We start from the raw sequence: 13,173 nt of genomic DNA, 5'->3' as shown, positions 1-13,173 counted from the left end.
TAAAATGTTAATCGTAAATCTAAAATCGTAAATGTGTTTATCTTTGCTATTTCAACAAAAGTATAAAAACAAATTGCGATATTTTATAGAACTTTCTTATAATGGTAGTGCATATCATGGGTGGCAAAACCAGCCCAAAGCTATATCGGTACAAGAAGTTATTGAAAAAGGTTTGTCGGTACTATTAAAAGAAACAGTATCTATTATGGGTGCTGGCAGAACCGATACAGGTGTTCATGCTAAACAAATGTTTGCGCATTTTGATACCGATGTTGTTTTTGATGAAGTTAATTTAACCTATAAATTAAATTCGTTTTTACCAAAAGATATTGCCATTGATGCCATTTTTAAAGTTAAAGATACAGCACATGCACGTTTTGATGCTTTAAGTAGAACGTATTTGTATCGCATTGCGCTTAAAAAAAATGTATTTAATTTTGATAATGCATATTTTGTGAAGCAGGATTTAGATATAAAAAAAATGCAAGAAGCTTCAAAAATATTGTTTCAGTACACCGATTTTCAATGTTTTTCAAAAGTAAATACCGATGTTAAAACCTTTAATTGCAACCTTATGAAAGCCGAGTGGTTTTTTGAAAATGACGAGCTTCATTTTGTAATTAAAGCAGACAGATTTTTAAGAAATATGGTTCGTGCTATTGTTGGTACAATGGTTCAAATAGGTTTAGGTAAATTGGAGGTTGATGATTTGCATACTATTATAAATTCTAAAAACAGAAGTGAAGCTGGTTTTTCGGTACCAGCACATGCACTTTATTTAACTCAAGTAGAATACCCCAACAATATAAAATTATAATGACTAAAGAGAAGGAAAATATTTTCGATTTCACATTATTTAAACGCCTGTTTCAATACATAAAACCCTATAAAGGTATCTTTTTTGGTTTACTGGTTTTGGTTGTTTTACTGGCTATTTTAACTACTGCAACGCCTTACATTACCAAATACGCCATTGATAATAGTATTGCAGTTAAACAACCTAAAAGCTTTTTGTTTTATGTAGTAATTATGTTTGTGGTTCTAATTTTGCAAACCATTTTTCAGTTGGCATTTATTTATTATGCGGCTTGGTTAGGGCAAAATTTGGTGAAAGATGTGCGTGTAAAACTTTTTAACCATTTGCTGAGTTTTAAAATGAAGTATTATGATACATCGTCGGTTGGTGTGCTAATTACCAGAGCAGTAACCGATATGGAACGTATTGCCGATATTTTTGGACAAGGCTTATTCACCATTTTTAGAGATTTACTGGCTATGGTGGTTGTTTTTGGTGTAATGATTTATATTAATTGGCGATTGAGCTTAATTGTTTTCATCATGCTACCATTGTTAATGTATGCTACCAGAATTTTTCAGAAATACATGAAAGTCACTTTTGAAGAGGTTAGAAATGAAGTTTCTAATTTAAATTCGTATGTGCAAGAGCGTATAACAGGTATGAAAATTTTGCAGTTGTTTACGCGTGAGGCTATTGATTATAAAAACTTTACAGTAATTAATGAACGTCATAAAAAAGCATGGTTAAAAACAGTTTGGTATAACTCTATTTTCTTTCCTTTAGCAGATTTGGTGTCATCTATAAGTATTGGTTTAGTAGCTTGGTATGGTGGTTTAAACATTGTTTTAAAAGGCACAGAAGTTTCGCAAGGAGATTTAATTGCGTTTGTAATGTTTATACCTATGTTATTTCGTCCGTTACGTCAAATGGCTGATAATTTTAATACGTTGCAAATGGGTATGGTTGCAGCAAACCGTGTGTTTAAAATTTTAGATACAACTTCGCAAATTGATGATACTGGAACACATATTGCAGAAAATTTTAAAGGAAATATCAACTTTAATAACGTGTTTTTTAATTATGTTGAAGATGAACCTGTTTTAAAAGGCATTTCGTTTGATGTAAAACCAGGGGAAACTGTTGCTATTGTTGGAGCTACTGGTGCAGGAAAATCGACTATTATCAATTTGTTAAACCGTTTTTATGAAATAAAAGATGGTGTTATTTCTATTGATGGGATGGATATTAAGCAAGTTACATTAGCATCTTTACGCACTCAAATTGCTGTGGTTTTACAAGATGTATTTTTATTTGCCGATACTATTTTAAACAACATCACGCTTAATAATCCAGATATAACTGAAGCGCAAGTAGAAACTGCTGCTAAAGACATTGGTGTTCATAATTTTATAATGAGTTTACCAGAAGGCTATCATTATAATGTGAAGGAACGTGGTGTTATGTTGTCTTCTGGTCAGCGTCAACTTATTTCGTTTTTACGCGCTTATGTAACAAACCCAAGTATTTTGGTTTTGGATGAAGCAACATCTTCTGTCGATTCACATTCTGAACAACTTATTCAAAATGCAACTGATAAAATGACAAATGGTAGAACATCTATTGTTATTGCACATAGACTTGCAACCGTTAAAAAAGCAGATAAAATCATTGTTATGGATGCCGGTAAAATTGTAGAAGAAGGTACACATGCACAACTTCTTAAAAAAGAAAACGGCTATTATAAAAACTTGTATGAAGTACAGTTTTTAAAAGAAGAAACTATTTAGTAGATTTTATTTTTGAGGAATTAAATCTTTAAAAGAAATATCTCCAGTAAGTATAACTAGCAATATTATTGCTATTGAACTTGCTAAGTAAAAAACAAAAAATAGTGGTAAAAACAATAGCGTTTTAATGGCTAATTGTTTTATTGTTAAGGCAAAAAGGCGTTTTAAAAGCATAAAATGAAACCCAAACATAAATAAAAACGTTACAGTAATTGAAACCATATAGTTTTTTGGAAATAACAATAACGAAAGTATAGATAATAAACTTGAAACTATTGATGTGAAAGACATGCTATATAAGTAAATAATAACATGTTCTGTAAAGTTGTATTTTTTATCTAAAAATACAATCCACGAAATTACAGCCAATGCTGGTATTATAATTAGATAGAGAAACGAATTATATTCAAACGTTAAGTTAAAAATAGCTTGGTTAAGTTTTTCTTGTTGTTGGTAGGTGTTGAAGTTTGAAAACGACATGACTTCCTGCATTTTATCCTGAAAAAAGAATAAATATATACCAGAAAGGGTGAAAGAAATAGCAAGAAAACTTATAGGGTCAATATATTTTTTACGAGTACCATTCACGTAAGTGTCTACAACCTCTTCGGGTTTTTTAAAAAGCGATACTATGGTTTGAAGAAATTTATTATCGTAGTTAAAATACGTTTCCGTAAAGTATTCAAAAAGGTTTTTAACAGTTAGTCGGTTTCTAATTACTTTTCCGCCGCAACTGTAACAATAGTCGCTTTCAGAAACCAAATCAGTACTACAATTTTTGCAAGTCATATTATGCTAAATCTTTTTTGATCATCAAATTTAATTGCGTAACATCGTCAAAAACAACAAATTCACCATCTTTAAAATATGATATATGGCCTGTTTCTTCACTAACAACCAAAGCTAAAGAATCTGTTTTTTCAGTAACACCAATAGCGGCTCTATGGCGTAAACCAAAACGTTTTGGTATGGTTTTTTCGTTGTTTACAGGTAAAATTACGCGTGTTGCTTTAACTATATTATTGCTTACAATAATAGCACCATCGTGCAACGGACTATTTTTAAAAAAGATACTTTCAATAATGGGTTGGGTTACTTTTATATTCATTTCATCACCCGTAGTACTTAAAAAATCTAAGTTATTGTTACGCTCCAAAACAATTAAAGCGCCCGTTTTTGTATTTCCCATTTTTATACACGCCGATAAAATGGCATCTACATTGGTTTCATCAGTAGTTTCGGTTTTTAAAAATTTAAATTGTTTGAAAAGTTTACCGCGTTTACTAAAATTGGTTGAACCAACCATGAGTAAAAACTTCCTGATTTCTGGTTGAAAAACGACTATTAAAGCAATAATCCCTACTTTCATAAACCCACCAAAAATGCCTGAAAGCAATTCCATGTTTAAAAAATTGGTAAGTTGCCAAACCAAATAAATAATAATGATGCCAATAAAAATGTTAATGGCAACAGTGCCTTTTACAAGTTTATAAATGTAGTAGAGTAGGAGTGCTACAAGAATAACATCTATAACATCAACTACTGAGAATTTTAAAAGGTCATTAAAAATTTCCAAGGTAACATGGGTTTTGGTAAATTTAGTAAAATATGGTTAATTAAAAATGAATTCATCTTTAGCTATTAGAACATTCTTTAAATTTGAATTTAAAAGCAATGATTTTAATGTTATGTAATCTTGAAAAGTTAGATGTTCTTTGAAACAACATATTAATGTTTTTTCAGTTTTATTTGTAGCTTTTTTTAAAACAGTTATAAAATTAGCTTTATTTAACTTTGAAATAGTTTCATAAGGAGTGGTTATGGAAATATCATTTATGCTAAAAAAATTTATTTTTAAAAGTTTACCTTCTGTGCGTAGTAAAGGATTTTTGTTTTGATGATAAAAAATATTTGTAAACTCAATAAATCCTAAATTTTTTCTACTTAAATCATTACAAGTAAAATAATTTTTAGCATTTTCATTTTTATGCATTTCGGCATTACGCTTTTTGTCTTGAAGAAATTTTATTTTAGGAATAGCTTGTTTTAAGGTTAAACGTTTATCAACATTAACAAGCCAATTTGTGGTGCTAATTAAGTTTTTTCTATTAAGTTCTAAACTATCAGGTTGGGTTTCATCATAAAATAAATAGGCAGCAGAAACATCATTAATTTCTGAAATATCGGAATGACTAATTTCAGGAAGCTGAATAACTTTATCCGTTCCGCAGGAAAAAATAAATAATGATACCAGTAATAATGATATAAATTTCATTGTTAAGCTTTTAACGATTCTACTAATGTGATGGTTTCCATAGCTTCTTTTACATCGTGTACTCGTAAAATAGAAGCGCCTTTTTGTAACGCAACAGTGTTTAAAACGGTTGTGCCATTTAAAGCGTTGTTGGCTGTAGTTTCAAGTTTTTTATAAATCATAGACTTTCTTGAAACACCAACTAAAAGAGGTTTTTCAATCATTTTAAATAATTCCAAATGATTTAATAATTCATAATTTTGTTCCAACGTTTTAGCAAAACCAAAACCAGGATCTATAATTGTATCAATAATACCTAAAGCTTTTGCAGAGGCAATTCTTTCAGAGAAATATAGTAGAATATCTTTTGTAATGTTTTTATAATCAGTGCGTTGCTGCATGGTTTGTGGCGTGCCTTTCATGTGCATCATTATATAAGGTACTTGCAAATTGGCAATGGTTGGTAGCATGTTTTCATCTAGTTTTCCTGCTGAAATATCATTAATTAAAGCTGCGCCAGCTTCAATGGTTTGTTTTGCAACGTTGCTTCTAAAGGTGTCAATAGATATTAATGTTTCAGGAAATGCTTTTAAAATCAAACTTACAATAGGTAAAATGCGTTGCAATTCTTCAGCTTCCGAAACATGCTCTGCATTTGGTCTTGAACTATAAGCTCCAATATCAATGAAAGTAGCACCTTCATTAAGCATTAATTCAACATGTTTTAAAATAGAAGCGTCATTTTTATGTTTACCACCATCAAAAAAAGAATCAGGAGTAATGTTTAAAATACCCATTACTTTGGGTGATGATAAATTGATGAGGTTGCCTTTGCAGTTTATAGTCATAATTTTTTAACCACTAATACACTAAATATTTTTTGTTTCTTTAATAAAGAATAAACATTTCAAAATTAGTTATTCAAAGTCAATTTTGAGTTATAAAAACAATTATTTGTGTATTGGTGGTAACTTTGAAAAACATTTGAACTTTGAACTTTGAACTTTGAACAATTTAAGCGAAATTTACACAAAATTACCAGTTTTCATGCAAGATACCTCCAAACAATACGATGCCGTTATAGCTACCTGTAAAAGTTTATTCATAAAAAAAATGTCCGATTACGGTTGTGCATGGCGCATTTTACGCTTACCATCGCTTACCGACCAAATTTTTATTAAGGCACAACGCATTCGCGGATTACAACAAAACGCTGTTAGAAAAGTAAATGAAGGTGAAGAAAGTGAGTTTATTGGCATTATAAATTATAGTATTATGGCGTTAATTCAATTGGAAAAAGGTGTTGTTGAACAACCAGACTTATCTAATGATGAAGCTACCAAATTATACGAAAAACATGTAGCTATTACCAAAAAATTGATGGAAGATAAAAACCACGATTATGGCGAAGCATGGCGCGATATGCGTGTAAGTAGTTTAACCGATTTGATTTTACAAAAACTATTGCGCGTAAAACAAATTGAAGACAATAAAGGCAAAACGCTAGTAAGTGAAGGAATTGATGCCAATTATCAAGACATGATTAACTATGCAGTTTTTGCAATGATACATTTAAGTAAATAAGATGAAAATATTAGTAAGTATATCAAGAATTTTAGTAGGTATTTTATTCATTATTTCCGGATTAATAAAGCTAAACGATCCACTTGGGTTTTCGTATAAATTACAAGAATACTTTAGTCCAGATGTTTTAAATATACCCTTTTTAGAACCTTATGCTTTAATAATTTCTGTATTAGTAGTTGTTTTTGAAGTGGTTTTGGGTGTATTCTTAATTATTGGTTACAAACCAAAATTTACTGTTTGGAGCTTGTTGGCTATGATTGTGTTTTTCACATTCTTAACATTCTATTCAGCATATTTCGATAAAGTTAAAGATTGCGGCTGTTTTGGAGATGCATTAAAACTAACACCATGGGAAAGTTTTACAAAAGATGTTGTATTGCTAGTTTTAATCCTCATATTATTTGTAGGTGTAAAACACATAAAGCCAGTATTCAGTAATTTGCAAACCACCATTTTAGCACTTTTAAGTTTTATTTTTAGTTTTTGGTTAGCCTATCATGTACTTATGCATTTACCAGTGGTAGATTTTAGGGCTTATAAAATAGGAAATAACATTTTAGAAGGCATGTCTATTCCAGAAAATGCAGCAAAACCAGTTGTTGAATATTATTGGAAATTTAAAGTTAATGGTGAAGAAAAAATAATTACCACCAATGGTTCGTATCCTGATGTTGCAGGCGATTTTGTAAGTGTTGATACCAAAGTTATAGATGAAGGTTATAAACCACCAGTAGTCGATTTTTCTATAGAAAGTTCTGATGGTGATGATTTAACGCAACAATTTCTTTCAGAAGAAAACCTAATTATTGTTGTAGCATACAATTTAGAAACAATGGAAAAAGAAGGCGCAAAGAAATTAAAAACCATGTCTGATGCGGCATTAAAAAAAGGCTATAAAGTAATTGGTTTAACAGCTTCTGCTGAAGATGTAAAACAAAAAACAAAGAAACAATATCAATTAAATTTCGACTTTTACTTGTGTGATGAAAAAGCACTAAAAACAATAGTTCGTTCTAATCCTGGAATTTTAGAATTAGATAAAGGTACTATCAAACAAAAAGTACATTGGAATGATATTGACGAATTGAAGTTATAAAGTAAAAAAGTTAAAAGTTAGAAGTTAAAAGTTAAAAGTTAAAAGTTAGAAGTTAAAAGTTAAAAGTAGCTTTAACAATCAACTATAACCCAAAAATCAAAAAAATTATTTGATAAGCTATATCCTAAATAAAATCACATACGCATTACTCACATTATTTGGGGTGGTAACTGTTATATTCTTTTTATTCAATGTGCTTCCTGGCGATCCAGCACAAATGATGTTAGGGCAAAACGAAGGCAGCGAGCAATTAGCCATAGTAAAAAAAAAATATGGTTTTGATAAACCTGTTAGCACACAGTATTTTTACTATTTGAATGATTTATTGCCGCTATCTTTTCATTCAAAAACTGAAACCGATTATACCTTTTTGAAAAAAGGAAAATATTCAGCAGTACAACTATTTTCAATAGGAAATACCACAACCGTTTTAAAAGTGCCCTATTTACGCGAATCGTTCACCAAACAAGGAAAAAAAGTGAGCGATGTTTTGGGTGAAACCTTGCCAAATACCTTTGTGTTGGCAGTTTCAGCCATTATAATAGCCATGTTTATAGGTATTGTTTTAGGCATTGTTTCTGCATTGTATAAAGACCAATGGCTTGATAAAACCATCCAAATTTTCAGCACCTTTGGAATGAGTATACCATCGTTTTTCAGTGCCATTTTATTCGCGTGGTTTTTTGGTTTTGTATTGCATAAATACACAAATTTAGAAATGACAGGAAGTCTTTATGAATTGGATAATTTTGGAGAATCAAATCACTTAAAACTAAAAAATCTCATACTTCCAGCAATCGTTTTAGGTATTCGTCCGTTGGCAGTTGTTATCCAATTAATGCGAAATTCGTTATTAGAAGTTTTTAATCAAGATTATATTCGTACCGCCAGAGCAAAAGGCTTAAGTGAGTTTCAAATTATAAAAAAACATGCTTTAAAAAACGCCTTGAATCCAGTAGTAACAGCTATTTCGGGTTGGTTTGCTTCCATGCTTGCAGGTGCGGTTTTTGTAGAGTATATTTTTGGTTGGAATGGTTTAGGTAAAGAAATTGTAAACGCCTTAAATACACTAGACTTACCTGTAATTATGGGTTCCGTTTTAATAATCGCCTTGTTATTCATCATTATCAATATTTTTGTAGATATAATTTATGTTTGGTTAGACCCTAAAGTAAAACTTCAGTAAATTTGCGGTTTCTAAGAAATAAAATTTTAAACAAATGAAAATAAAGTATATAGAAATCTTGTTTCTAGGCATCTTAAGTTGTAAAGCGCAAGATGCACCAACACAATTTTCAAAAGCAGCATTAAATGATACGTTTGTAACACTTGAAGGAAAACCAATAACATTCAAAGCCATTTTGGAAGCAAATAAAGGTAAAACTATTGTGATTGATGTTTGGGCTTCGTGGTGTAAAGATTGCATTGGCGGTATGCCAAAAGTAAAAGCATTGCAAAATAAATTTCCAAATGCAACATATGTGTTTTTGTCGCTAGATAAAACGCAAGATGCTTGGAAAAGAGGTATTGAAAAATATAATGTAAACGGTCAAAATTACTTTATGGAATCTGGTTGGAAAGGTCCTTTTGGGGAATTCATTCAATTAGATTGGATACCAAGATACATGGTGGTTGATGAAAATGGAGAAATAAAATTATTTAAAGCTATTGAAGCAGACGATAAAAACATAAAAAACATATTAAAAATTTAATAAAAATCCCTTCATTAAAAAAGGGTAAATTAAAAAAATGAGAAAACAAATAGTAGCCGGAAACTGGAAAATGAATAACGATTTAGCACAAACTGAATCATTAATTACATCTTTAAAATCGCAAACAAAAACATCTAATGCAGAAGTAATGATTGCGCCAACATTTACAAATTTATTTCAAGCATACCAAGCATTAAAGGATAGCAAAATTGAAGTAATAGCACAAAATATGCACTTTGCTGCCAATGGCGCTTACACAGGCGAAATCAGTGCAAGTATGCTTAAAAGTGTGGGTGTTGAAACCGTTATATTGGGACACAGCGAGCGTCGTGAATATTTTGGTGAAACCGATCAAATTTTAGCTAAAAAAGTAGATGCAGCTTTGGCAAACGAATTACGTGTTATCTTCTGTTTTGGAGAAGTGTTGGCCGATAGAAAATCTGGAAACCACGAAGCCGTAGTAGAAAGCCAAATAAAAAACGCCTTGTTTCATTTAGAAGCTTCAGCCTTTAAAAACATTGTGTTGGCTTACGAACCTGTTTGGGCCATTGGAACTGGCGAAACCGCAAGTCCAGAGCAAGCGCAAGATATGCACGCCTTCATCCGCAAAACCCTAAGCAATAAATACGGTGCCGATGTAGCAAACAGCGTATCCATTTTATACGGTGGTAGCGTTAAACCAAACAATGCACAGGAAATTTTTGGAAAACCAGATGTAGATGGTGGTTTAATTGGAGGTGCAGCACTTAATGCAGACGACTTTTTTGCGATTGTAAACGCATTTTAATAACATAATTTTTTTGGCGTTACCACAAGGGTCGCGCTATACACTGTATCTTTTTGGCACTTTAGGGTGCCAAAAAGGATGCCGTTTCTATCGCTAACGCACTTATGAATGGCGATTACAATTATAATTTCATAGTTACCATGTCAAACATCATTTATATAGGTTACGAATTTAAAGTAACACCATTACAACCAGGCGTTGAAATTCTTATAGCAGAACTCGGTTATGCAGGTTTTGAAAGCTTTGTGGAAACCGAAGAAGGCGTGACAGCATACATTCAAAAAGACGAATGGAATGAATCGCTACTTGATGATGTTCAAATTCTAAATTCCGAAGAATTCAAAATAGCATATGAGTTCAACGAAATAGAACAAACCAACTGGAACGAAGAATGGGAAAAGAATTTCAATCCTATAATTGTTGATGATGTATGTTCGGTGCGCGCGTCATTTCATGAAAAACCAAATACCCAATACGATATCATCATCGAACCAAAAATGAGTTTTGGTACTGGGCATCATGAAACCACTCACATGATGATTCAACATATTCTAAAAAATGATTTCACAAATAAATCGGTTTTAGATATGGGTTGTGGTACAGGTGTTTTAGCCATTTTAGCAGAAATGAAAGGCGCAAAACCTATTGATGCTGTAGATTATGATAACTGGTGCTATTTAAACAGTATTGAAAATGTAGAACGCAATAATTGCAAAAACATAACAGTTATTGAAGGTGATGCCAGTGTTTTGTCTGGTAGAAAATATGATATTATTATAGCAAACATTAATCGTAATATTTTGCTAAACGATATGGAAACTTATGTGTCTTGTTTAAACCAAAAAGGACTTTTGTTTTTAAGCGGATTTTACAACGATGATATTCCTGTTATACAAGACGTGTGCGAAAAGTATTTGTTAAAATTTGATGAAAAATTGGAAAGAAACCATTGGGTTGCTTTAAAATTTTTAAATTAGTAAAAAACTTTTGCAAATGAGTACTAGAGAAAAAACATCTGAAGAAGTACTACTTCAAGAAGAAGTACTTACTCAAAATGAAATTGTGTTACATAATGATGATATTAACACCTTCGACCATGTTATAAATACACTTATCTATGCATGCGAGCATACAGCAGAACAAGCTGAACAATGTGCTTTACTTGTGCATTACAAAGGAAAATGTACTGTTAAAACAGGTTTGCTAGACGACTTAAAACCACGTTGCAGTATGTTACTAGAAGCAGGTTTAAGTGCTGAAATAGTTTAACCATTCATTCTTCCAATGGCACAACTAACAAACGATTTTGCTTTGGTAGTTAAAGCATTTTTTTCGCCATTTACAGGATATCCTAAATTATGAAGTAATGTTTTTGCTTCTAATAAGCATGCTTCATTTTCATAATTAAAGGAAACACTATCGGTTTCATTATTTACTACAATATCACTAATGCCTTCTAAATTTGATAATTTATTAGTTATGGTATTAGCACAACCATGGCATTTTAAATTTTGAATTACTAGTATTGTATTCATTTTTTTGTTTTGCAAGTATTTATTCCAAAAGGTGCATAAAGTGGACAAAAGCTAATAAAACTAGTTAGTAAAAACACAATAGCGAATGCCATAAGTATATAGGCAAAAGTACCTTCAACTATATTAAAATAATATAATAATGCTAAAACTACTGCAATAATTACTCGAATACCTTTATCGGTAGAACCCATGTTTTTTTTCATAAAACCCAATTTTTAGTTTAAACAATCTGTAATTTCAAAATTACAAAATCAAAATATGTTGTTTTGTGACTTTTGTCACATTCGTAAAATTAAGTTCTATGGAAATCAATTAATGAGGAAGTTTTTTTCTTAAAATACCATAAACAAACGTTCCTAACATAGCGGCTGCAATAACGATAAGCATACTAAAAACGCCAGTGCCTAATAATATATATAACGGACCAGGGCAAGCGCCTATTAACGCCCAACCAAGCCCAAAAATAGTGCCACCTATAATGTAACGAACAAAGCCATTTTCTTTTTTAGGAACAAATATTTCGGCACCTTCAAAGCCTTTTATGATGCCTCTTTTTGAAATTTGAAGAAATATAATTCCAGTTATAATAGCAGTTCCTATAATGCCGTACATATGAAACGATTGAAATCGAAACATTTCGTAAATACGATACCAAGAAACTGCTTCAGATTTCACTAAGATTATTCCGAAAAAAATACCAACTAGTAAAAATTTTAAATATTTCATAGTTAAAAAATGAGAGGTAAAATAAAGTTAGTCATTAGTAATCCACCAAGAAAAAAACCAATAACGGCCATTAACGATGGTTTTTGTAGGCTACTAAGTCCGCTAATGGCATGTCCGGAAGTACAACCATCAGCATAACGCGTTCCAAACCCAACTAGAAATCCACCAACTAGTAATATTAATAAGCCTTTTATAGAAAAAACAACTTCCCAGTTATAGATTTCTGTTGGCACTAAATGTGCACCTATATTATTAAAGCCTAGGTTTTTAATTTCTTCAACGGTTTTAGGGTTCAAGTTTGTAACACTATCATTTGATAAGTAATGACTACCAATAAAGCCACCCAGAATAGCACCAACCACTACAACTAAATTCCAAGAGTTTTCTTTCCAGTTAAATTTAAAAAAATCGGAAACTTTACCAGCTCCTGCTATGGTACACATAGTTCTTAAATTTGAAGACATTCCGAAAGTTTTACCATAATAAAGTAATAACGCCATAACAAGCGTGATTAGTGGTCCAGAAACATACCATGGCCATGGATTTAAAAGATAATTCATGCTTATTTATGTGTAAATAATTAGCTTAGAGGTTGTAAAAGTAATGAATTACAAATTTTAAAAAAAATTGGTGAAGTTTTAATAAAAATACTATATTTGCACCCACAAAAATGGCCTCGTGGCGCAACTGAATAGCGCACTTGATTACGGCTCAAGAGGTTACTGGTTTGAATCCAGTCGAGGTCACTAATGTTTACAAGGGTTTCAAGAGATTGAAGCCCTTTTTGTTTTTATCATTTGCCCACAATTTGCCCACTTTTTAAGAATTAGCCTATTTTTAGGCTCGCATTATTTATAGTGGTTTATCTGTGGCTTTACTCACTAAATATA

17 protein-coding genes and 1 tRNA gene are annotated in these 13,173 nt (G+C 31.3%); 10 read left to right on the top strand and 8 right to left on the bottom strand.

Annotated elements, in window-relative coordinates; genetic code table 11:
- The first annotated feature begins 73 nt into the window (after nucleotides 1-73).
- Complete coding sequence (truA, locus tag ACFQ1R_RS14765; RefSeq protein ID WP_379927046.1) at nucleotides 74-817, top strand: tRNA pseudouridine(38-40) synthase TruA; 744 nt, start codon at nucleotides 74-76, stop codon at nucleotides 815-817.
- Entirely contained in the window at nucleotides 817-2,586 is a 1,770-nt protein-coding gene (locus ACFQ1R_RS14760) for an ABC transporter ATP-binding protein (protein WP_379927045.1), read from the top strand. The genes truA and ACFQ1R_RS14760 overlap by 1 nt, the downstream gene beginning before the upstream one ends.
- 6 nt (nucleotides 2,587-2,592) lie before the next feature.
- Here ACFQ1R_RS14760 and ACFQ1R_RS14755 read toward each other — a convergent pair whose 3' ends face one another.
- From ACFQ1R_RS14755 to folP, 4 genes are read right to left on the bottom strand one after another with little or no spacing between them, the layout of a single operon-like run.
- Nucleotides 2,593-3,375: a DUF3667 domain-containing protein gene (locus ACFQ1R_RS14755; protein WP_379927044.1), complete on the bottom strand. Its 783-nt coding sequence runs from the start codon at nucleotides 3,373-3,375 to the stop codon at nucleotides 2,593-2,595.
- A 1-nt stretch (nucleotide 3,376) separates the two neighbouring features.
- Entirely contained in the window at nucleotides 3,377-4,162 is a 786-nt protein-coding gene (locus ACFQ1R_RS14750; protein ID WP_379927043.1) for a diadenylate cyclase, read from the bottom strand.
- A gap of 36 nt (nucleotides 4,163-4,198) precedes the next feature.
- The gene (locus ACFQ1R_RS14745) at nucleotides 4,199-4,861 is read right to left on the bottom strand and encodes a hypothetical protein (protein WP_379927042.1); all 663 of its coding nucleotides are present in this window, start codon (nucleotides 4,859-4,861) and stop codon (nucleotides 4,199-4,201) included.
- Between the two features lie 2 nt (nucleotides 4,862-4,863).
- Nucleotides 4,864-5,688 carry a dihydropteroate synthase gene (gene folP, locus ACFQ1R_RS14740; protein ID WP_379927041.1) on the bottom strand — a complete coding sequence of 275 codons (825 nt, stop codon included), beginning with the start codon at nucleotides 5,686-5,688 and terminating at the stop codon, nucleotides 4,864-4,866.
- Nucleotides 5,689-5,887: 199 nt separating this feature from the next.
- Here folP and ACFQ1R_RS14735 point away from each other — a divergent pair, with 199 nt between their 5' ends.
- The 7 genes from ACFQ1R_RS14735 to ACFQ1R_RS14705 all read left to right on the top strand — a co-directional run bounded on the left by ACFQ1R_RS14735 (nucleotide 5,888) and on the right by ACFQ1R_RS14705 (nucleotide 11,291).
- Nucleotides 5,888-6,424: a DUF1599 domain-containing protein gene (locus tag ACFQ1R_RS14735; protein WP_379927040.1), complete on the top strand. Its 537-nt coding sequence runs from the start codon at nucleotides 5,888-5,890 to the stop codon at nucleotides 6,422-6,424.
- A 1-nt stretch (nucleotide 6,425) separates the two neighbouring features.
- The gene (locus ACFQ1R_RS14730; RefSeq protein WP_379927039.1) at nucleotides 6,426-7,523 is read left to right on the top strand and encodes a BT_3928 family protein; all 1,098 of its coding nucleotides are present in this window, start codon (nucleotides 6,426-6,428) and stop codon (nucleotides 7,521-7,523) included.
- Between the two features lie 109 nt (nucleotides 7,524-7,632).
- A complete protein-coding gene (locus tag ACFQ1R_RS14725) occupies nucleotides 7,633-8,709 on the top strand; it encodes an ABC transporter permease (RefSeq protein ID WP_379927038.1) in 1,077 nt (358 codons plus the stop codon).
- A gap of 34 nt (nucleotides 8,710-8,743) precedes the next feature.
- A complete protein-coding gene (locus tag ACFQ1R_RS14720; protein ID WP_379927037.1) occupies nucleotides 8,744-9,235 on the top strand; it encodes a TlpA family protein disulfide reductase in 492 nt (163 codons plus the stop codon).
- Between the two features lie 37 nt (nucleotides 9,236-9,272).
- The gene (gene tpiA, locus ACFQ1R_RS14715) at nucleotides 9,273-10,022 is read left to right on the top strand and encodes a triose-phosphate isomerase (protein WP_379927036.1); all 750 of its coding nucleotides are present in this window, start codon (nucleotides 9,273-9,275) and stop codon (nucleotides 10,020-10,022) included.
- Nucleotides 10,023-10,162: 140 nt separating this feature from the next.
- A complete protein-coding gene (prmA, locus tag ACFQ1R_RS14710; protein ID WP_379927250.1) occupies nucleotides 10,163-10,999 on the top strand; it encodes a 50S ribosomal protein L11 methyltransferase in 837 nt (278 codons plus the stop codon).
- A gap of 16 nt (nucleotides 11,000-11,015) precedes the next feature.
- Nucleotides 11,016-11,291, top strand: a complete 276-nt coding sequence (locus tag ACFQ1R_RS14705) for an ATP-dependent Clp protease adaptor ClpS (protein ID WP_379927035.1) — start codon at nucleotides 11,016-11,018, stop codon at nucleotides 11,289-11,291.
- On the opposite strand, the gene ACFQ1R_RS14700 is transcribed toward ACFQ1R_RS14705, so the two are convergent.
- The 4 genes from ACFQ1R_RS14700 to ACFQ1R_RS14685 form a co-directional block, all read right to left on the bottom strand.
- The gene (locus ACFQ1R_RS14700; RefSeq protein ID WP_379927034.1) at nucleotides 11,288-11,557 is read right to left on the bottom strand and encodes a heavy-metal-associated domain-containing protein; all 270 of its coding nucleotides are present in this window, start codon (nucleotides 11,555-11,557) and stop codon (nucleotides 11,288-11,290) included. The genes ACFQ1R_RS14705 and ACFQ1R_RS14700 overlap by 4 nt on opposite strands.
- A complete protein-coding gene (locus ACFQ1R_RS14695; RefSeq protein ID WP_379927033.1) occupies nucleotides 11,554-11,760 on the bottom strand; it encodes a YgaP family membrane protein in 207 nt (68 codons plus the stop codon). The genes ACFQ1R_RS14700 and ACFQ1R_RS14695 overlap by 4 nt, the downstream gene beginning before the upstream one ends.
- A gap of 109 nt (nucleotides 11,761-11,869) precedes the next feature.
- A complete protein-coding gene (locus ACFQ1R_RS14690; RefSeq protein WP_379927032.1) occupies nucleotides 11,870-12,283 on the bottom strand; it encodes a DUF6691 family protein in 414 nt (137 codons plus the stop codon).
- A gap of 2 nt (nucleotides 12,284-12,285) precedes the next feature.
- On the bottom strand, nucleotides 12,286-12,843 hold the full coding sequence (locus tag ACFQ1R_RS14685; protein ID WP_379927031.1) for a YeeE/YedE family protein: 558 nt from the start codon (nucleotides 12,841-12,843) through the stop codon (nucleotides 12,286-12,288).
- A 112-nt stretch (nucleotides 12,844-12,955) separates the two neighbouring features.
- Between ACFQ1R_RS14685 and ACFQ1R_RS14680 the strand changes: the two genes are divergently transcribed.
- Nucleotides 12,956-13,029: transfer RNA gene (locus ACFQ1R_RS14680), tRNA-Arg, on the top strand.
- Nucleotides 13,030-13,173 lie beyond the last annotated feature (144 nt).

The organism is Mariniflexile jejuense, assembly GCF_042675665.1.
Classification (GTDB): domain Bacteria; phylum Bacteroidota; class Bacteroidia; order Flavobacteriales; family Flavobacteriaceae; genus Mariniflexile; species Mariniflexile jejuense.
The sequence above is the reverse complement of the archived record's forward strand: the minus strand, read 5'-3'. Positions and strand labels throughout refer to the sequence as shown.